The sequence below is a fragment of the Aeromonas sp. HMWF016 genome (assembly GCF_963878195.1).
In the GTDB taxonomy this organism is placed as follows: Bacteria; Pseudomonadota; Gammaproteobacteria; order Enterobacterales; family Aeromonadaceae; genus Aeromonas; species Aeromonas lacus.
Genome location: NZ_CAWNWX010000025.1, coordinates 49,035 through 69,812 on the forward strand (window position 1 = coordinate 49,035; position 20,778 = coordinate 69,812).

Annotated in this window: 17 protein-coding genes; 3 read left to right on the forward strand and 14 right to left on the reverse strand. The window is 58.5% G+C overall.

Annotation, left to right across the window (positions count from 1 at the left end):
• Positions 1 to 368: 368 nt before the first annotated feature.
• Both AACS24_RS03490 and AACS24_RS03495 read left to right on the forward strand, forming a co-directional pair.
• Positions 369 to 920, forward strand: coding sequence for a lipoprotein (locus AACS24_RS03490; protein WP_108572371.1), 552 nt, complete (start codon positions 369 to 371; stop codon positions 918 to 920).
• A 184-nt stretch (positions 921 to 1,104) separates the two neighbouring features.
• Complete coding sequence (locus AACS24_RS03495; protein ID WP_108572372.1) at positions 1,105 to 3,102, forward strand: hypothetical protein; 1,998 nt, start codon at positions 1,105 to 1,107, stop codon at positions 3,100 to 3,102.
• A gap of 102 nt (positions 3,103 to 3,204) precedes the next feature.
• Here the strand turns inward: AACS24_RS03495 and glgC are convergent, their stop codons facing one another.
• Positions 3,205 to 4,479, reverse strand: coding sequence for a glucose-1-phosphate adenylyltransferase (glgC, locus tag AACS24_RS03500; protein ID WP_041207494.1), 1,275 nt, complete (start codon positions 4,477 to 4,479; stop codon positions 3,205 to 3,207).
• 189 nt (positions 4,480 to 4,668) lie between these two features.
• Between glgC and AACS24_RS03505 the strand changes: the two genes are divergently transcribed.
• On the forward strand, positions 4,669 to 6,309 hold the full coding sequence (locus AACS24_RS03505) for an EAL domain-containing protein (protein WP_108572373.1): 1,641 nt from the start codon (positions 4,669 to 4,671) through the stop codon (positions 6,307 to 6,309).
• Here AACS24_RS03505 and AACS24_RS03510 read toward each other — a convergent pair.
• The 13 genes from AACS24_RS03510 to AACS24_RS03570 all read right to left on the reverse strand — a co-directional run bounded on the left by AACS24_RS03510 (position 6,272) and on the right by AACS24_RS03570 (position 20,720).
• The gene (locus AACS24_RS03510; protein WP_033115182.1) at positions 6,272 to 6,766 is read right to left on the reverse strand and encodes a hypothetical protein; all 495 of its coding nucleotides are present in this window, start codon (positions 6,764 to 6,766) and stop codon (positions 6,272 to 6,274) included. The genes AACS24_RS03505 and AACS24_RS03510 overlap by 38 nt on opposite strands.
• Before the next feature lie 174 nt (positions 6,767 to 6,940).
• Complete coding sequence (locus tag AACS24_RS03515; RefSeq protein ID WP_033115181.1) at positions 6,941 to 7,303, reverse strand: DUF2750 domain-containing protein; 363 nt, start codon at positions 7,301 to 7,303, stop codon at positions 6,941 to 6,943.
• Between the two features lie 180 nt (positions 7,304 to 7,483).
• Entirely contained in the window at positions 7,484 to 8,788 is a 1,305-nt protein-coding gene (locus tag AACS24_RS03520) for an inosine/guanosine kinase (RefSeq protein WP_033115180.1), read from the reverse strand.
• 188 nt (positions 8,789 to 8,976) lie between these two features.
• On the reverse strand, positions 8,977 to 9,369 hold the full coding sequence (locus tag AACS24_RS03525) for an MAPEG family protein (RefSeq protein ID WP_108572374.1): 393 nt from the start codon (positions 9,367 to 9,369) through the stop codon (positions 8,977 to 8,979).
• 34 nt (positions 9,370 to 9,403) lie between these two features.
• Positions 9,404 to 10,378: a ferrochelatase gene (gene hemH / locus AACS24_RS03530; protein WP_108572375.1), complete on the reverse strand. Its 975-nt coding sequence runs from the start codon at positions 10,376 to 10,378 to the stop codon at positions 9,404 to 9,406.
• Positions 10,379 to 10,476: 98 nt separating this feature from the next.
• Entirely contained in the window at positions 10,477 to 11,121 is a 645-nt protein-coding gene (adk, locus tag AACS24_RS03535; protein ID WP_033115177.1) for an adenylate kinase, read from the reverse strand.
• A gap of 299 nt (positions 11,122 to 11,420) precedes the next feature.
• Complete coding sequence (miaE, locus tag AACS24_RS03540; protein WP_108572376.1) at positions 11,421 to 12,179, reverse strand: tRNA isopentenyl-2-thiomethyl-A-37 hydroxylase MiaE; 759 nt, start codon at positions 12,177 to 12,179, stop codon at positions 11,421 to 11,423.
• Positions 12,180 to 12,374: 195 nt separating this feature from the next.
• Complete coding sequence (gene purF / locus AACS24_RS03545) at positions 12,375 to 13,895, reverse strand: amidophosphoribosyltransferase (protein ID WP_033115175.1); 1,521 nt, start codon at positions 13,893 to 13,895, stop codon at positions 12,375 to 12,377.
• 21 nt (positions 13,896 to 13,916) lie between these two features.
• Positions 13,917 to 14,405: a CvpA family protein gene (locus AACS24_RS03550; RefSeq protein ID WP_108572377.1), complete on the reverse strand. Its 489-nt coding sequence runs from the start codon at positions 14,403 to 14,405 to the stop codon at positions 13,917 to 13,919.
• Positions 14,406 to 14,592: 187 nt separating this feature from the next.
• The gene (gene serS / locus AACS24_RS03555) at positions 14,593 to 15,888 is read right to left on the reverse strand and encodes a serine--tRNA ligase (RefSeq protein ID WP_017785405.1); all 1,296 of its coding nucleotides are present in this window, start codon (positions 15,886 to 15,888) and stop codon (positions 14,593 to 14,595) included.
• Between the two features lie 289 nt (positions 15,889 to 16,177).
• Positions 16,178 to 17,515 carry a replication-associated recombination protein A gene (locus AACS24_RS03560; protein WP_033115172.1) on the reverse strand — a complete coding sequence of 446 codons (1,338 nt, stop codon included), beginning with the start codon at positions 17,513 to 17,515 and terminating at the stop codon, positions 16,178 to 16,180.
• Positions 17,515 to 18,123, reverse strand: coding sequence for an outer membrane lipoprotein chaperone LolA (gene lolA, locus AACS24_RS03565; protein ID WP_033115213.1), 609 nt, complete (start codon positions 18,121 to 18,123; stop codon positions 17,515 to 17,517). The genes AACS24_RS03560 and lolA overlap by 1 nt, the downstream gene beginning before the upstream one ends.
• Before the next feature lie 80 nt (positions 18,124 to 18,203).
• On the reverse strand, positions 18,204 to 20,720 hold the full coding sequence (locus AACS24_RS03570) for a DNA translocase FtsK (RefSeq protein WP_108572378.1): 2,517 nt from the start codon (positions 20,718 to 20,720) through the stop codon (positions 18,204 to 18,206).
• Positions 20,721 to 20,778 lie beyond the last annotated feature (58 nt).

The window sequence follows — 20,778 nt, forward strand, 5'->3', positions numbered from 1 at the left end:
GGCTGGCGTCCCGCTCAGCACCAGCTGATTACCCATGGCACTCACCCCTAGCCGGGGATAAATCTCCTTGAGGGTTTGCACCGCGGCCTGCGCCTCAAACACCGGGATCACCTTCACCTCGGCCCACGAAGGTGAACTCCATATCCCCGCCATACAGCAGAGCCACAGCAGCCACCTGCATCCATATCTCGTCAGACTGCCCATCACATCTCCTCCTAGACCCGAACCGGCTGTTCGATGATGAACCCCGTCACAGGCAAAAGACAACCACAGAGATGCCCCTCACAACAACCTAGTCACCAGACTCCCGCCCGGGGCGGGTTATCGCGTAAGATACGCCCCATTATGTTGACCAACCGGAACCTCTCATGCTGAAACAGCTGTTGTTACTCCCCCTCGCCCTGCTGCTGGCGGCCTGCTCACTGACCCAGTACAACGTCAGCGAAGCCGAAATCAATCAGTACCTCAAAAAGCAGGTCTCTTTTGAAAAACAGCTGGGGATCCCCGGCATCATGTCGAGCAAGATCCGTCTTGACGAGATGCAAAGCCGTATCGGCCGCAAGCAACCTGATCGCATCGAACTCGATGCTGCCGGCGACCTGCAGGTAAGCAGCCCCCTTGGCAGCCAGCAGATGAAGGTTCGTTTTGCCCTGAGCGCCCGCCCGGAATATGTAGCCGATCAGGGTGCTATCTACCTGCGTGATCTCGAACTGGTCTCGGTGCAGACCGATCCGGCCAACATAGGTGCCGCATTGACCCCTATCCTGCCCACCTTCAATCAGTCACTCTCCCTCTTCCTGTCGCAGACACCGGTCTATCGCCTCGACAGCAGCCGTAAAAACGAAGCGAGGATCAAGGAGAAGGTCGAAGATCTCAAGGTAGAGCCGGGCCGTCTGGTGATCCCTCTCAAGGTACTCTGATCAGGCAATTTCTCCCCCCTCACCTTTGTTGTTCAAACCGCCCGGCCTCTTGTCCTGTTTCCCAGACAAGGTGCCGGGCGGTTTTTTGCTTCTCAACCCGGTGCGAACAGAGCATAATGCACACCATTCTCATTTAGATTCGTCATGAGAAGCGTCAATAATAAAACCAATGGTGAAAAGGGACATGAGAAAAACCGTTCTGGTACAAGCCGTTGCCTGTGCTCTGGTGAGTGGCATCGCACACGCAGCCGTCAAGGTTGAAGACAAGACTTTCAACACCGCCGCCAACATGCTGGCCTATACCGAATTCGAACTCTCCGGCGAGCCGCTGGCCGAAGCGCTGGGGCTGGATCTGGACGTGCTGGATGCCAATCGCGCCGATGAACCGACCCCGTTCGACTTCGCCGCCGGCATCGAATCCTATGAATATTCCGAAGAGGCGATGTACGCCCTCAACTATCAGTCCGGCATGGGCCCCCATCTGGTGAACGGGCCGCAAAACCTGGCCCGTGGCGGCACCATGGCAGATCTCGGCAAACGGGTCATGGCCATGGCGGAGGCAGTTGGCTTCCCGGCTGACGAGATCCCGCAAGGCATGTATCCCCTCTCCCTGCCCTACGCCTCCGCCAACCCGGAGTTTGCCGAGGCTGTGAATACCACTCCGGTCAATGGTGACCAGATCACCATCAAGACCGCCAAAGGTGTCGAGAAAACTGTCAAGACCCAGGTTCCGGCCTACTTCCGCGACTACACCACCCTGCGCTGGAGCGGCAGTGACAACCTGCTGGTACCGGCTGCTGTGGGCGGCATCCTGCTTAAAGAGGTCATGTGGTCCCAGGACTTCCTCGGCGGCATGCATGTGGCCGAGAGCGATGAAGAGGTTGAAGCCGCCTCCGCCACCATGGATCAGGATGGCAAGCACAAGCTCGGCGTCTCCGCCGCCGACGGCTTCAACGGCATGATGCTGACCGAACAATCCATCGACAAGCTGACCATCATGCAGAACCAGCTCGGCTTCGATGGCAAACAACTGGGAGCCAAGATCACCCCGCAGTATGATCCGGCCAAGGGCGTTATCTACTTCCCCCATCAGGTGAAAGTGACCGAGACCGACAAGAATGACGTTGGCGCTATCGGCAAACTCGACGTAGTGGATAGCTCAGCCCGGCTACGCGATGCCTGGATGATGCTGTGGCCGCTCTCCGAGTTCTACGCCTTCAGCGACCAGCGCTCGGCCAACACCAACCAGAATCCGGCCTTCCACGCCGTGTTTGACGGCGAGCCGTTTGCTGCAACACCCAAGGCCAACCAGGCCAATGATCTGGGCAAGGCTGTTGCAGGCAGCGACGCCTTCTCGCTGGCGCTCAACCTCTCCAGCTTTACCTTCAAAAACCTGACCGCCCTGCACTTTGATGGTAAGGCTGGCACCTTGGTCGACAGCTGGCAGGCAGGCAAACAGGGCAAGCACGTCACCACCTTTGACGCCGCTTACGCCCTGGTCGCCCTGCAGATCTTCCAGCGCGCTCAGGATGCGCTGCCGGTCGGTTACGCCGCTGGCGACAACGGCGAGCTGAACCTCAAGACCAAGCAGGGTAAGCAGGCTCTCGAGCTTATCCGCAAGCAGGCCGATTTCATCCTTGCCAATCTCAAGGGAAGCAACGGGCTGGTACACGATGGTCTGACACTGGGTGGCAAGGTAGACAAGGCGCAATCCGTTGATGCCCAGTTTGCCGCTATCCGCGGCCTGACCGCTGCGTTCCTCGCGACTTCCGATGCCAAGTACCGCACCGCTGCGCGCGAGTTGTTTATCGCTGCCGACAAGGCCTATTTCAGTGCCAAAGCGGGCACCTGGCTGGCAGGCAAACAGGGTGAATACACCCCCTGGACCCAGGCTACCATCTCGGGCGCGCTGCGTTCTGCCATGCTGAACCTGCGCAATGAAGGGGCAGAAAAAGCACCCGAGCTGGAGTTGGCCAAGCTGACCGGTCAGTACGTCAGCTGGTTCCGCGGCACCGTCAACGGCGGCATGCAGATGGCCGAGTGGGTCGGCGACTCCGGCGAGAACGTCATCGAGGGCGCCGGTGGTGATACCGATGAAGATGGCGTCCCGCAAGTGACCGCGGCCGGTGGCAAGCACGGCACCGCCATGGTGATGGCCGCCAAAGCGGTGGTCAGTGAGTAATCCGCACCATTCACCCGGATGAAAAAGGGAGCCTTGATGGCTCCCTTTGCATTACAGCGTCTGACTCTTCATTTCAGGGCACTTCAATTAATTCACCCGGTGTTAACCCAGCTTGTCCAACATCTCCTTGGTCACCAGCACAATGCCCTGCTCGGAGCGATAGAAGCGGCGTGCATCCTCATCGGCATTCTCGCCAACCACCAACCCGTCGGGTACCTTGCAGCCCTTGTCCACCACCACCCGGCGCAGACGGCAGCCGGTACCGATCTCGACCCCCGGGAAGATGACTGCCTGATCAAGGGTGCAGAAGGAGTGCACCCGCACGTTGGTAAAGAGCACCGAGTTAAGCACGAACGAACCGCTGACGATGGTTCCGCCGGCAAACATGGAGTTGATGGTCATGCCGTGCTGGCCATTTCTGTCCTGCACGAACTTGGCGGGTGGCGTCAGGGTCTGGCTGGTCCAGATAGGCCAGTTTTGATCGTAAATATCGAGCTCGGGCAACACGGAGGCGAGGTCCATGTTCGCTTCCCAGAATGAATCCAGGGTACCTACATCACGCCAGTAGGGCTTTTGTCCCTCGCGCGCCCCGACACAGGACATGTTGAAGGGGTGAGCAAAGGCCAGCCCCTCCTCCACGATGCGGGGGATCACATCCATTCCGAAGTCATGTTTGGAGTCCTGATTGAGAATGTCTTCCTCCAGCAGCTGGTAGAGGTACTCCGCCTCGAAGATGTAGATCCCCATGGAAGCAAGGGAGCGATCATCACATCCCGGCATGGCGGGCGGGTTGGCCGGTTTTTCCACGAAGGCGCGGATCTTGCGCTGCTCGTCGATATCCATGATACCGAAGGCTGACGCCTCGGCGCGCGGCACCTCGATACAGGCTACCGTGACCTTGGCGCCGAGACGCACGTGATCGAGCAGCATGGCGGCGTAGTCCATCTTGTAGATGTGATCCCCCGCCAGCACCACTATGTATTTGGGGCCGTAGTCGCGAATGATGTCGACGTTCTGATAGATGGCATCGGCAGTACCGCGATACCAGTGCACCTCGTCCACCCGTTGCTGGGCAGGTAGCAGATCGATGAACTCGTTCATCTGGTAGCGCAGGAAAGACCAGCCTGATTGCAGATGGCGCAGCAGGCTGTGGGATTTGTACTGAGTCACCACCCCCACGCGGCGGATCCCCGAGTTGATACAGTTGGAGAGTACAAAATCGATGATGCGGAACTTGCCGCCGAAATGGACGGCCGGTTTGGCGCGGTTGTCGGTCAACTGCTTCAGGCGACTGCCACGTCCTCCCGCCAACACCAGTGCCATACTCTGGTTCAACAACTGACGTGCTTTGGCACTATTTTCGGGCTCTAACAACATGATTTACCTCTGCCTTGTTTGATCTATTTTCAACCCATCTTCGCCTGTTTCAGTAGCACTGAAAGTGGTTTCACTCACATTTAACCGATCTCAATTGGCCCTTTTATCCGAGTTGCGAGTCATAACATGTTTTGCTTGGTAAGCTTGGTTAAAATTTCCTCATAAAGCAGCCACTTCAAGGATGACAAGATGGTTCACAAGCTCGGACGCCCTTTCGTTTTGCTCGCCTTCATAGTGGCCATACCTCTATTGCTTCTGCAAGGGGTTTGGCTGGCTATGCAGAGCACTCCGCTGACGCTCGTTCTGATTCTGGGCACCACGCTGATCGGCATGGCCCTACTGCTGATGCTGGCTCTGCGCACCCTGAGCGGCATTCAGCAACATCAGGAACAGGTCTGGATAAAAGCACTGCGCAGCCGGGATCCGGAGCTACTGGCAGAGCCCCGGTCGCAAGAAGCGCTGCAACAGCTGCTGGAGCAGTTTGAAAGCGCCGAACAGCACGTCCATCGCCAACTCACCGAGCTGAGCAATCTGGCCACCACCGACGAGCTGAGCCAGCTGCTCAATCGCTACGCCTTTCGCCGCGACATGACTGAGCTGTTGCAGCGGGATCAGGATACCCAGACCGCGACGCTGGTGCTGGTGCGCGCCACCGAGCTTGGCAAGATCAACGCCCAGCGTGGTTTTCAATCGGGGGATGCCTATATCAAGGACATGGCTGCGCTCATCAAGCGGGTGGTCAGCCGGTTTCCCGGCAATCAGGTCTATCGCATTTCGGGGGCTGACTTCGCGGTGCTGGTGCAACCGGCTGCCAATATCCCCCCTCACCTGCTGGGGCAGGATCTGAAAGTCGCCTTCGATCACTATCAGGAGCAACACGAGCTGGAGAGCACAGGCTACTCCGGACTGACCAAGCTCAGCAGCGGCCAGAAAATCGAGGCCGTGCTGGCCCGGGCCGATCTGGCACTGGCCCGTGCCCAGACCGAAACCATCAATGGCTGGGCCATTCAGCAGGATGACAATGTCTCCGATATGCAGGGCCAGCAACACTGGCGTGACGTACTAACCGAGGTACTGGCACAGGAGCGACTCAGCTTTACCTATCAGCCGATCCAGCCGCTGCATCGCAGCATGCTGGCCTACAACGAGATATATACCCGCTTTACCGGCAGCGATGGCACCGCGCTGCCCACCGATACCCTCTTTGCCATGGCACAGCGGCTGGACCTGGTGATGCGACTGGAGCAGCTGGTCATCACCCACATCATGCGCCAGTACCGGGCATTTGGCTCCAACCAGAGTCGCTGGGGGATCAATCTCTCATCCAACCTGTTGCAAAACAGTGCCTTTTTGATCTGGCTGGACAGGCAGCTGCTCAAGGATCCCAACACCAGCGCCAATCTGGTGTTCGAACTGGATGAAGAGCATCTGGAACGCAACCTGACTGGTGCCAAGCGGGTATTTGAACTGCTCAGACGCAATGGCAGCCGCTCGGCCATCGCCAGCTTCGGCAAGGGGATTGGCTCATTCACCCTGTTTCGCGAGCTGAAACCTGACTACATCAAGCTCGATCCCGCACTCATCACCGGACTGGAGCAGGATCAGACCAATCAGCAATTTGTGCGGATGATTGTCGATGTATCGCACCGGATGGGGTGCCAGGTGATTGCCGAGGGGGTGGAGCAGCTGGGACAAAAGCAGCTGCTGCAGGGAATGTATGTGGATGGACTGCAAGGCTACCTGATCGCCCGGCCGCAACCTTTGCGACCGGATATCAGCCAGCTTGGTCTCTTTACTGAGGATGTTTCAACTTCAACAGAGTCAGAATGATCTCGTTGAGCTGGCGATAACGCTCCAGCTCTTTCTGATCGTAACGGGTAGCCAAGGTTGTGGGGTTGTGGCGGTTCTTGAGGTAGCGGTTGATCTGCAGGCGATTGAACCCCGCCACCTGATAAACCTGTGCCAGCAGGGTATTCAACTCCTCATTATCCAGACCGGCTCTTGCCAGATAGTGGCTGTCGGCCGGGCTTTCGGTCTGGAAACTCCACTTGCCGATACGGCCACTCTCTTGCAGATAGGCAAGCCACTGCTCGACATAGAGCGGTTTGCAGCCAGCCAGCAAATTGAAGAAACCGACCGAGTCGCAGCGACAGCCGCTCAGCAGCACGACCGCCAGTGCATCATCGTCACACTGGAAAATGACCGGCCCGGATTGTGCCCAGTCCAGCGCCTGAATGCGGATGCTGGCCCGTCCCCCCGTCGCACCTGCGACATCGAATAGAAACATGGCGCCCCCCATGGCAAAAGGTTGATGATGGACCATCCCCCGACGAGGTGCAAAGGCAAATTGGCATTTAACTCATCAACGTGGCCATTCGACCATAAAAAAAGACCGGCATCCGTGAGGATACCAGTCTCTATCTTGATGCTCTGTACGTTCAGACCATCAATGGAGGCGCTTTCAGGCGTCCAGTTCAACCAGCGCTTTGGCCAGCTCAATGGGTTCAAGCTCCTGACCTTCCAGATCGGCGTTCCAGTTCGGGCCGACCAGCACATCGTCTTCATCCAGATCGTTGATCCAGATATCGAGAAACTCTTCCAGATCGATCACTTCCGGCTCGTAATCGGCCCACTCGTCCACGCAGTGCAGACGGGCATCTTCTTCGGCAGACCAGAGCGGCATGACGTCGGCATCTTCAAACTCGGCAGAGCGGCAGACCACCCAGTCCTCACCATAGCGCAGGCCCCACACCTGACCCGACTCGCGGACTTGTTCGATAAAAAGTTGGAAATTGGCGTCAAGGTTCTCGGTAAGCATGCTCATGGGGCTCTCTCATTTTCTCAGGTGCGGCGGCATTGCCGGCCGGCAATGCGGTGGCCAAATGGTGTCGCAAAAGCGACATGGACTCAAGCATATTGGGGTTATTGATGGAAAAAAGGGGCCTAAAGGCCCCTTTTCACGTCAAAACGTCTGCCAATGGCGGTGTTTTGCAACAATTCGGGATCAACGCTCCCAGTAAACCTCTTCCAGACTGTCCTCTTTCTCCGGCAGACCGCGAGAGAGACGTGGGCTGCTCTGGGCCAGCACCTCGTAACTCACCCGGTTGGCGTACTTGCACACCTGGGAGAGCGAAGAATAGGTCAGGAACTCGGAGATGTGCTTGGCAGAGTTGGGTACATTCATCCGGTGATAGGAGTTGGCCACCATGTCGTGCAGCACGGCGGAAAGCGCGCCATCCCCTGCCCCGTTGGTGTTCTTGATCTTCTCCGGTCCGCCCATGTAGGGAGAGATATGGGAGTAGATCCGCACCGGCTTGCGGCACTTGGCCCGCGCCATGGGCCGGCTGAACTCGTACATGTTGAACTCGGGGATAACCCCGGGCAGCAGCGGCAAGGTGGTCTCGCGCTTGAAGTCATCTTCGGTGTAGGCCGCCATATAAAGCCCCACCGGACCGGCGGTACAAAGCACCATGTCAGCCCAGTCGAGCGCCTTGTCGGCTGCGGCCAGCGGATCGGAGAAACCGGTCAGGGCCTCGCCCTCTTCCTCGTTCATGGCGAGCACGGTGACGTTTTCGCTGATGAAGTCACGCCACCACTGGGGATCGGACTCGATGACGAAACGGGTACCCAGGGTCAGCACCACCGGCACACCGGCCTCGCGGGCATAACGCACCGCGGCCATGGCGGCATCTTTCATGGGGGTGCCATCTTCACCGCGCACCAGATAGGCGGTGATGACCAGAGCGGAGGACTCCTTGATGATCTCTTCAGGGATGTGCTCTACATCCAGATGATCCATCTTGCCGGCGTTGATGCCAAAACTGCGCTCGCCCCCTTCGGTGATGAAGGTAAAGCAGCGACCGACCGGGCCGTCTACCGGCTGCAGGTAGTCGAGGTTGACGCGAGAGGAGGTATTGCAGAGGTAACGATAGGCGTAGCTGCCGATGCGGATATCCTGACTCATGACGCCAAGCAGGATGGAGTGGGAATCAGCCAGCACCGAGTAGTTGTGCATGGTGTTGCCGATGGTGCCACCGGCAAATTCGCTCACTACCATGTTGTTGCTCTTGAGCTCGTCGTAGATCTGCTCGGCCACTTCATCGGAGATGAGCATGGAGTGGCCACGGCTCAAGCCATAACGCTCGAGAAACGCCAGATCGACATGGGCTTCGATGTCGACCAGCGTCTGGTCAATCCCGACCACATAGGCCTTGCCCCGCTCCGAAAGCACCGCACTCTGGGAGATGAGGGGATCACGACGATCCACAGGAAAGTAGTGTTTGGACTTGCGCTGACCGGGAAATTTCATGGCAATGTTCTTGTGCTCTGGGGGAAAGAGGGGCGGGATTTTAACACAATCTGTCGCACCGAAAAGTCGCTCTGTTTAAATAATGGAGTCAGTATAGACAAGGGTTGCGAGGAAAAACGTTTGCCCTTTAACCACAAAAAAACCACCCGAAAGCGGGTGGTTTTTGACACTCGATTCAGAGGGATGATTCACCCGTTGAGCAAGCCGTGAAAAAGGGTCAACCCGGAGAACAGCGCGAGGGATAGCCAGAACAGCAAGGTGCCAACAAAACGGGGCACATTGGGTGCTCGCGGGATCTGGATGCCAATGGCATGCAGTACGCGACCGGCCAGCAGCATGATGCCGCCGGCATGCAGCAAGAGTGCGCTGGCACCGGCCATTTCACTCAGGGCCATCAGCAACAGGGTCAGCGGTACATACTCGGCAAAGTTGCCGTGAGCCCGGATCGCCGCCAGCAGCTCAGGGGCTTCCCCCTGCCCTATCATCACCCCGAACTGGGCACGGCGTCTGACCACCCAGAAGGAGAGCCCCAAAAACAGCAGCCCCAGCAGGCCTGCGTAAATCAGCGTGATATGCACCATAAGACGACTCCTTGTTTGACTGGCTGCCGGCCACTCATGCCAATTCGCGGCAAATGAGCGAGACCATCATCCTGATGTGGGCCTGATCGCTGTTGAGGGCCGGAATATATTCAAACCGCTCGCCACCGGCCTCCATGAAGATCTCCCGGTTCTGTACCTGAATTTCCTCAAGGGTTTCAAGGCAGTCGGCGGCAAAGGCGGGGCAAATCACATCGAGCCGCTTAATCCCGGTAGCCGGCAGGCCCGCAATGGTCACGTCGGTGTAGGGCTTCAGCCACTCCTCCTTGCCAAAGCGCGACTGGAAGCTGGCCGTCCACTGCCCTGCCTCCAGCCCGAGCGCCTCGGCCAGCAGCGTGGCAGTATGGCGACACTGGTGGCCATAGGGATCCCCTTCGTTCTCATAGCGCTCGGGAATACCGTGAAACGACATCAGCAAATGTTCGCCCCTGCCATGCTGCTCCCAGTGGCGACGCACGCTCATCGCCAGCGCCTGAATGTATTCGGGGTGGGCATGGTAATCGCGAATGAGCCGCACCACAGGCAGGTTGCGCTCATGCTTCATCGCCCGGCCCCAGGCATCGAACACGGATGCCGTGGTACTGACCGAATATTGCGGATAGAGCGGCAACAGGATCACCCGGTTGACCCCCTTGGCCTTGAGTGCCTGCCACCCCTCCTCCAGCGAAGGGGAACCATAGGTCATGGCGAGCTCGACCGGTACATCGACCCCTTCACGCTTGAGCTCCTGCTCCAGCGCTGCCCGCTGCTGTTTGCTGATCACCATCAGTGGCGAACCCTGCTCGGTCCACACCTGCTGATAGAGCTTGGCCACCTTGGGAGAGCGGGTTGGCAGAATGATGAAGTGGAGCAACGGGCACCAGAGGTAGCGTGGCAGATCGACGACCCGGGGATCGTGCAGAAACTGGCTGAGAAACGCTTTGACGGCTGCGGTGGTGGGGGCGGCTGGGGTACCCAGATTGACCAGCAAGATTCCGGTTTTCGTGGTCACATTGGCTTCCTGTCTATCTGTCATGATGCAAAAAAGGGCCCGCTGGGCCCTTTTTATCATTTGCCTGATGGCCCAGGGGACTGTGCCGGCAGTAACGCTCAGCCCAGAATGGCGGCAAGCTGCTTGCTGACCAGATCAACCGGCTGGGTGCCATCGATCTTGACGTAACGGGTATTGCCCGCTTCCGCCTCTTTGCCATAGAAGCCGATGAGCGGAGCAGTCTGCTGATGGTATACATCCAGACGCTTGCGCACTGTGGTCTCTTCATCGTCGGCACGGATCACCAGATCTTCGCCAGTCACGTCATCTTTACCTTCCACTTTCGGCGGGTTGAACACCACGTGGTAGGTACGGCCAGAGCCGGAGTGAACGCGACGGCCGCTCATGCGCTTGACGATCTCTTCGTCCGGCACATCGAACTCCAGCACGAAATCAACGTTGACGCCGGCATCCTTCATGGCTTGCGCCTGAGGAATAGTGCGCGGGAAACCGTCCAACAGGAAGCCTTTGGCACAATCCGGCTGAGCAATGCGCTCCTTGACCAGACCGATGATGATGTCGTCAGAGACCAGCTGACCTGCGTCCATCACGGCTTTGGCCTTCAGACCGAGCTCGGTGCCCGCTTTGATCGCCGCACGCAGCATGTCGCCGGTGGAGATCTGGGGAATACCGTGTTTTTCCATGATGAACTGAGCCTGGGTACCTTTGCCGGCGCCCGGAGCCCCCAACAGAACAATGCGCATACACGCTCCTATTGATTGGTTATTCAAATCTTGCGAAGGCAAAAAAGTACACGGTTTCGCCCGTTTCTACAAGCTCGTGCCGCCTGAATGGCCACTTTATCGCCATAAAAAACGGTGACACGGCGCCACACAAATTGGCGGGTGCAAGGGAAAAGTGAGTGAAAATTCAACAGAGGTGCTGACAGTGAGTTGATGACGAGGATAAAAAAAATCCCGGCTCAAGGCCGGGAATTGCGCTCAAAAGTAACTACTTGTCGCTCGTAGTAGGAACAGGGCAATAGTAGTTGGCCCCGTGTACGTCAACAACTGTCAGATGTGACAGGGAGGCCGCTATGAAACCGGAACTGGGGATCTGGCGACGAGATAAGCTCGGCTTCCAGCTTGCCAAAGTAGGCGACCCGTTCGCTGATGTCCTCCCCCGCATACTGCGCGGCCAGCGCGAGGTAATCCTGATAGTGGCGTGCCTCGGAGCGCAGCAGGGAGACGTAGAAGCGGCCCAGCTCCTCATCCAGATGGGGGGCAAGCTTGGCAAAACGCTCGCAGGAGCGCGCCTCGATATAGGCACCGATGATCATCTTGTCGACTATGGTGGCGGGCTCATGGGTGCGCACATGCAGCATCAGTTGCCGGGCATAGCGAGAAGCGGTGACCGGACCATATTCGATGCCGCGGGCCTGCATGATCTCCAGCACCTGCTCGAAGTGGTGCAACTCCTCCTGAATGAGCCGCACCATGGGAAACAGCAGCGGATTGCGCTCCAGTTCGGCAAAGACCGAGCGATCAGACTCGCCCATGGTGCGCTTGCCCAGGATCTCGGCCTTCTCCGGAATGGCGTCCAGCTCGCGATAAAACTCCAGTTTGGGCAGCAGATGACGCTTTCCCTTGGGCAGGCAGTAGCGGCGCACCAGACTGTGGGCGGTGAGTGCAGCCTTGGTTTCACAGTTGGCGTGATCGATAAGCAGGGTTGGCAAACGGGCCGGATCCCGCGCCATCTCCACCCACTCGTCAGGGGTTTCACACTGCAAGAACTGGCGCACGGGGGCTAGCAGATCATCCATCTGAACTCTCGTTAAAGGCGTATGAGAAAAGTGGCCCTATGCTAGCGGATCAGCCGTTGCATGCCCATATCTGGCAAGATAAGCGCTGTTTTTTCAAACAGATGCCATCTCTCCCCTTTCGTCACCTCCCAGCAAAAACAACAATGGGAGCCAAGGCTCCCATTGCGTTATGCAAACCAGACCAAAAGAAAACGTTTAACTGCCTTCGTTAAAAATTTCCAGATTGCTGGTGCCTTCCTGCCACTCGCGCACAGCCTTGCTGTCGTCGCTGCGCAGGGCATTGAGGTGGTCGAGGTAGGATTGATCCACATCGGAAGTGACATAGTGGCCGTTGAAGACCGAGGTCTCGAAGTGGCGCAGCTCGGGGTTGATCTCCCGCACCGCCGCTTCCAGATCTTCCAGATCCTGGAAGATGAGGCCATCAGCGCCAATAAGCTTGCACACCTCTTCTACTTCGCGACCATGGGCGATGAGCTCGTTGGCGGTGGGCATATCGATGCCGTAGACATTGGGGAAGCGGATTTCCGGCGCAGCCGAAGCGAAGTAAACCTTGGCAGCCCCTGCTTCACGGGCCATCTGGATAATCTGCTCCGAGGTGGTACCGCGCACGATGGAATCGTCCACCAGCAACACCTTCTTGCCCTTGAACTCGGAGCTGATGGCATTGAGCTTGCGGCGAACCGACTTCTTGCGCTGGGTCTGGCCCGGCATGATGAAGGTGCGGCCGATATAGCGGTTTTTCACGAAGCCCTGACGGTACGGCAGGTCGAGGGTATGGGCAATCTCCAGCGCCACGTCGCAAGAGGTCTCGGGGATGGGGATGACCACGTCCACATCAAGATCTTCCCACTCGCGGGCAATCTTCTGACCCAGCTTGCGACCCATATTGAGACGGGCGGCGTAGACCGACACCTTGTCGATGCACGAATCGGGACGGGCAAAATAGACATATTCGAAGATGCACGAGCTCATCTGCGGGTTCTCCGCGCACTGCTCGGAGAAGAGCTGGCCCTGCTCGGTGATATAGATGGCCTCACCCGGCGCGATGTCACGCACCGTCTCGAAACCGATGGCATCTAGCGCCACGCTCTCGGAGGCGAGCATGTATTCCACCTGCCCCTGCTCATCCTGACGACGGCCGAGGACCAGCGGGCGAATCCCATTGGGATCACGGAACCCTATGAGGCCGTGGCCAATGACCAGCGCCACCACGGCATAGGCACCGCGGATCTGCTGATGGGTCTTGCGCACTGCAGCGAAGATGTCCGCAGGCGCCAGCGCCATCTTGTCACAACGGTCCAGCTCGTGAGCCAGCACGTTCAACAGCACTTCGGAATCCGAAGTGGTGTTGATGTGACGGCGCGCGACACGGAACTGCTGCTCCTTGAGCTCCTTCGCGTTGGTCAGGTTGCCGTTGTGGGCAAGCACGATCCCGTAAGGAGAGTTGACATAAAAAGGTTGGGCTTCTGCGGCACTGGAGCTGCCTGCGGTGGGATATCTGACATGACCGATGCCGATGTTCCCTTGCAGGCGCTGCATGTGGCGCACTTCAAACACGTCCTTGACCAGGCCATTGGCCTTGCGTTGCCGGAAGTTCCCACTGTCAATGGTCACAATCCCGGCGGCATCCTGTCCCCTGTGCTGCAACACCGTCAAGGCGTCGTAGAGGGCCTGATTGACGGGAGTGGTGCCTACTATACCGACAATACCACACATGTATTTGCTACCTCGAAGTCGCTATACCTGTTTAAGAAAACTCGAAGAGTTCAGCATGAACCCGAAAAACCACTGGATCACCGGCTTGAACTCCGGCACCAGCTTGGACTTCACCCACCAATCGCTCTGGGAGAGGCTGGTGAAGGTATCCATGAAAAAAAGCAGGGCACTGACGATCAGTACCCCGCGAATTGCGCCGAAGCAGACCCCGAGCACCCGATCGGTACCGGAGAGCCCCGTCTTGTCCACCAGCAGACCCACCACATAGTTCACCACGCTGCCCAGGATCAGGGTTGCCACGAACAGGGCCGCGATGGCTAGACCGTTGCGCACCAGCGCATCGGAGAAAGAGGTAAAATAGGCGGCGAGATCAGGATAGAAGTGGCTGGCAATAAAGAAGGCAACGAACCAGGTGACGAGAGACATGGCCTCTTTGACGAAGCCGCGCACCAGGCTGATGAGTGCAGAAAAACCGACGATGCCGATGATGGCGTAATCAATCCAGACCATAGAAAAAGATGTCCTGCGAAATTGCGGCGCAGTCTAACAAAAACGATTGCGCAATGCTTGATAAAATTGTGTTACATGTTCAAAGAGGCGCTGGAAACGCAGATTTATTCACGATAAAAACGGTTGACCGGCGCCAGAATGCACAACGCCATGGCATGGCCATGGCGTTGTCGTCTGCAACGGGCGCTTACCCGATGTGGGTCAGGCCGCCCATGTAGGATTGCAGCGCAGCCGGGATGGCGATACGGCCATCTGCCTGCTGGTAGTTCTCGATCACCGCGACCAGAGTACGGCCTACAGCCAGACCGGAGCCATTCAGGGTGTGAATGAGCTGCGGCTTGCCATCGACACGCACGCGAGCCTGCATGCGGCGCGCCTGGAAGTCGGTGCAGTTGGAGACAGAGGAGATCTCGCGGTAGGTGTTCTGGGCCGGCAGCCACACTTCCAGATCGTAGGTCTTGGCAGCGCAGAAGCCCATGTCACCGGTAGAGAGCGCCATCACGCGATACGGCAGCTCCAGCAGTTGCAGCACCTTCTCGGCGTGACCCACCATCTCTTCCAGCGCTTCCCAGGATTTCTCCGGGTGAACCAGCTGTACCATTTCGACCTTGTCGAACTGGTGCATACGGATGAGGCCACGAGTATCACGACCGTAAGAGCCAGCTTCGGAACGGAAGCACGGGCTGTGAGCGGTCATCTTGATCGGCAGCTCCTGCTCTTCGAAGATTTCGTCGCGCGCCATGTTGGTGAGCGGCACTTCGGAAGTCGGGATCAGGGAGAACTTGCGCACCTTGCCCTCTTCCTCCCCTTCGCCGTCAATACCGGTATTGAACAGATCCTGGGAGAACTTCGGCAGCTGGCCGGTACCGTACAGGCTGTCCGGGTTGACCAGATAAGGCACGTAGCACTCGGTGTAACCGTGCTGCAAGGTGTGCAGATCCAGCATGAACTGGGCCAGGGCGCGGTGCAGACGGGCAATCTGGCCCTTCATCACCACGAAACGGGAACCGGAGAGCTTGACGCCGTTTTTGAAATCTACGCCCTTGGCCGCTTCACCCAGATCGATGTGATCGCGAACCGGGAAGTCGAAGTGACGCGGGGTACCCCAGCGGCGCACTTCCACGTTGTCGTTTTCGTCACGACCAACCGGGGTGGTTTCGCTCGGCAGGTTGGGGATGGCGTCGGCAATGGTTTTCAGCTCGGCCAGCAAAGCATCCAGCTCAACCTTGCTGGTCTCCAGCTCGTCGTTGATCTTGGTCACTTCAGCCTTGAGCGGAGCAACATCTTCACCGCGACGGGCAGCCTCACCGATGGACTTGGAGCGGGCGTTGCGCTCGGCCTGCAGCTCCTGAGTACGGGACTGCAGATCCTTGCGCTTCTCTTCCAGAGCATTGACAGCCGCTACGTCAAGAGCGTAGCCACGTGTCGCCAGACGAGCGGCAGCTTCGTCGATGTCGCTGCGCAGATATTTGGGATCCAGCATGGGTTACCTACTTTTTGTAAAAGGGATCTGGGCCTGAGTCATCATGACGGGCGGGAAAACAGATCCGGAAGTTAACATCGGTTGGCGCCCCCGTCGTTTTGAGAGTCAGGCCTTCGAAATCAAGAAGATGGTATCAGGCCGAAACCAACGGGGTCAGAGGGGCAGTGTAGCAGACCGCCCCCCTGCCCGAACAGGGACTATTTGGCTCGTTTTTGCCAACTTGTGGGGTCAAACACCCCAATTATTCCGGTGTCTGACCAATTTTCATTCTGCTGACCAAAATGCGTAGCTATCGGCCCCGTTTTTGCGGGCTCTGTCGATCCAGCTCGTGCAGATAATCGAGCTTCTGGCCGATCTGTTTTTCAAGACCACGATCGGTCGGCTGATAGTACTGCTTGCCGGCAAGCTCGGGCGGGAAATACTCCTCGCCTGCGGCGTAAGCGCCCGGTTCGTCGTGGGCGTAACGATACTCGGCGCCATAGCCCAGATCGCTCATCAGCCTGGTCGGTGCATTGCGCAGGTGCACCGGAACCTCGAAGTCGGGCAGGTTTTTGGCATCATTGAGCGCTGCCTTCCAGGCGGTATAGACCGCATTGCTCTTGGGCGCACAGGCGAGATAGACGATCGCCTGGGCGATAGCCCGCTCCCCTTCCGCCGGTCCGATACGGTGGAAACAATCCCAAGCAGATAGCGCCACCTGCATGGCTCGGGGATCGGCATTGCCCACATCTTCCGAGGCAATGGCCAGCAAGCGGCGGGCAATATAGAGCGGATCGCAGCCGGCACTCACCATACGGGCATACCAGTAAAGCGCCGCATCCGGCGCCGAGCCGCGAATGGATTTGTGCACCGCCGAGATGAGGTCGTAGAAGTGATCCCCCCCCTTGTCGAAACGGGCCACATGCTCCCCCGCCACAGCAGCGAGCAGCGCGCTGTCGATAAGCTTGTGGCCGCTGCCATCGAGCTCGGCCATATCAGCCAGCAGCTCCAGATAGTTGAGGGATTTGCGCCCGTCGCCATCCACCGCCTTGGCCAGTGCCTCCTTGACACCGGGGGCAAAGGCAAGAGCTGGATCATTGAGACCACGGGGATCCTGCATCGCCTGATCGATCATGGCGAGGATATCCTCCTCCTCCAGTCGCTTGAGCAGATAGACCCGGGCCCGGGAGAGCAGCGCGTTGTTGAGTTCGAACGAAGGGTTCTCGGTGGTGGCGCCGATGAAGGTGATGGTGCCATCTTCGATGTGGGGCAGAAAGACATCCTGCTGGCTTTTGTTGAAGCGGTGCACCTCGTCCACGAAGAGGATGGTGCGCACTCCGCGCCAGCTGTTCTCTTTGGCCTTGTCGATGGCGGCGCGGATCTCCTTGATGCCGGAGGTGACCGCCGAGAGTCGCTCCACTTCCGCCTGACAGTAGTGAGCCATCAGCTCCGCCAAAGTAGTCTTGCCGGTACCCGGTGGTCCCCACAGGATCATCGAGTGGCAGTGACCGGCCAGGATCGCTTTACGCAGGGGCTTGTCAGGCCCCAGGATATGCTGCTGACCTATGTACTGGTCGAGGTTTTGCGGCCGCATCCGGGCCGCCAGCGGACGAAAGTCCGACGAGAAATCCAGCGAGAGATTGCTCATCAGCGCTGATCATCCAGCTCGACCCCCTTCGGGATCTTGAAGACAAATTCGTTACCCTTGAGCACCGGCTTGCGGTTGAAGTTATTGAGGGTAAATTCTGTCCACTGCCCCTGCGCCTCTTTCACATCGAAGCGGCTGATGTTGTTGTCGCGATCGAAGGTGACACGGAAGGAGGCGATAAGCTCGCTCGGGTCACGGCTGGTGACTGTGTAGACATCCCCCTGCTGGGTTACGTCGTAGTTCTTCCACAGCTTGTCGTCATTGCCGGTGATGAGCACGAAGGGAGTATTGAGCACCGCATCCTTCAATTTAAGGGCGGTCACCTGCTCAACGAAGGGGTCATATACCCAGACATCCTTGCCATCGGCCACGATCAGGCTCTCGTCAGGCGCCGTGGTATGCCAGTTGAAATGGTTGGGGCGCTGCACCACCAGATCGCCGCTGGCGCGCTGCAGCTCCTTGCCCTTGCTGTCGTAGACAGTCTGGGAGAACTTGGCGGAGAAGAGGCTGACACTGGCCAGCTTCTGCTTGAGATCGCTGGCCGCGTCGGCCCACACCTGGCTGCTGGCAACCAGCAACATGGATCCGATCAACAGCTGTTTTTTCATCATGCTTTTCATAACGACCATCTCGATAAAAGGCCACGCCCGTGAGGGGCATGGCCAAGATAACAGTAAAAGGGTGGGCCTTAGTCCCGCACCGGCGGCGGAGCCAGCACATCGCGCTGACCGTTGCCACCCGGAGCGCTCACAATGCCCTGATTTTCCATCTGCTCGATGAGACGGGCTGCCCGGTTGTAACCAATCTTGAACTTGCGCTGAACGCTGGAGGTCGAGCCACGGCGGGACTCCACCACAAAAGCGACAGCTTCGTCGAACAGGGGGTCGAGCTCTTCATCGCCACCACCGCCATATTCGCCGCTGCCACCTTCGCCACCCGACTCACCGGAGAGGATCTCTTCGATGTAGTTCGGCTCGCCGCGCAGTTTCCAGTCTGCCACTACCTTGTGCACTTCATGATCATCGACGAATGCACCGTGTACCCGGGTCGGGTTGGAGGTCCCAGCCGGCATGTAGAGCATGTCGCCCATACCGAGCAGAGATTCGGCGCCGCCCTGATCGATGATGGTACGGGAGTCGATCTTGCTCGACACCTGGAACGAAATCCGGGTCGGGATGTTGGCCTTGATAAGACCGGTAATGACATCCACCGACGGACGCTGGGTCGCCAGAATAAGGTGAATACCGGCGGCCCGCGCCTTCTGGGCGATACGGGCGATCAGCTCTTCCACCTTCTTGCCGACGATCATCATCATGTCGGCAAATTCGTCCACCACCACCACGATGTGGGGCAGCTTCTCCAGCTCCGGCGGCATCTGATCCATGGAGTCACCCGGGCGCCACAACGGATCCAGCAGGGGTTCCCCCTCCTCGATGGCGGCCAGCACCTTGTCGTTGTAGCCCTTGAGGTTACGCACCCCGACCGCCGACATCAGCTTGTAACGGCGTTCCATCTCGCCCACACACCAGCGCAGGGCGTTGGCGGCATCCTTCATGTCGGTCACCACCTCGGTCAGCAGATGCGGGATCCCTTCGTAGACCGAGAGTTCCAGCATCTTGGGATCGATCATGATAAAGCGCAGATCATCGGGGGATGACTTGTAGAGCATCGAGATGATCATGGTGTTGACCCCCACCGACTTACCGGAACCTGTGGTACCGGCCACCAGCAGGTGCGGCATCTTGGCCAGGTTCACCACCACCGGCTCGCCGGCGATGTCCTGACCCAGGCCCATGGTGAGCGGGTTGCGGCTATCGCGGAAAGCATCGCAGTCGAGGGTTTCGCGCAGGTAAACGGTCTGACGTACCCGGTTGGGCAGCTCGATACCGACATAGGTTTTGCCCGGGATCACCTCAACCACCCGCACGCTGCTGGCAGACAAGGAGCGGGCCAGATCGCGCGAGAGGTTGGTGATCTTGCTCGCCTTCATGCCCGGCGCCAGATCCAGCTCGAAACGGGTAATGACCGGGCCCGGATAGACACCGACCACCTTGGCCTGCACGTTGTAGTCGGCAAGCTTGGCCTCCACCAGACGGCCCATGCGATCCAGCTCATCCTTGCTCATCATCTGGGTCTTGGCGGGTGGACGGTCGAGCAGCTCGATACTCGGCAACGGCGGCATTGTAGATTGCGGACGACGCTTGGGCTTGGTTGGTGCGACGGCTACCGGCGCGGCAACCTCGTCGTCCCCTTCGGCCCAGGGCAGATCCAAATCGTCCTCATCATCGTCATCGGCCACAGCCAGTACCGGCTGACGGCGACCATTGGCGGCCGCCACCGCACGTTTGGGCTTGGCAGCCGGAGCCGGCTCGTCCTCTTCATCATCAAACTGAGGATCGAACTCGAAGGTATCGTCGTCGAGTTCGGGCAGCCACTCTTCGGCGGCAGCCTTCTGGTTCTTGGCCTTGGGCTTGCGAGTCCAGCTGGTGTGCGGCTCATCTTCCTCGTCATCAAACGCGATGGCCCCTACCCCGCCTTCCAGCAAGGGATCCGGCCCCTCGTTGCGGGGTTGACGCCAGCCACCGGTCAGCCAGCGACCGAGGGTGGTCGGGAAGTGGTAAACAGCGCTGACCGAACCGGTACAGGCCGCGCCGATCTGCTCGACGATGGTGAGCCAGGACCAGCCGGTAAACAGGGTTATGCCGGTTGCCACGAAGCAGAGCAGCATCAGGTTGGCCCCGACGCCGCCAAACAGCGGCACCACGGCAGAAGCGATCACATCCCCCACCAGACCACCGGCGGAGAAGTTTTGCATATCGTTGAAGTTCATGCTGGCAATGGCCGACATGCCGAGCACGGTCAGGATAAAGCCGATGATCCGCACCCCCAGGGTGAGGTAATCCACATCGAGCAGACGGCTCGGGCGCCAGAACAGACTCCAGCCCAGCAGCACCACCAGCGGCGGCACCAGATAGGAGAAGGCACCAAAGGTAAACATGGTGATATCGGCGAGCCAGGCACCGGCACTACCGGCGAGGTTCTTCACCTCCCCTTGCCAGGAGGTCTGGGACCAGCCGGGATCAGCGGGATGATAGGACAACAGGGCAAGCAGAAGATAAGCAGCCATCAGGGTGATGGCGATCAAGACGGCTTCGAAGATCCGTTGTGTACCTGATAAAGGAGTAAACAGCTTTTTATCGGCCAAACTCCGGCTCCTTTCTGAAAACATGTAATGCAGGAAATAAGGGGGCCTAGTATCCCCG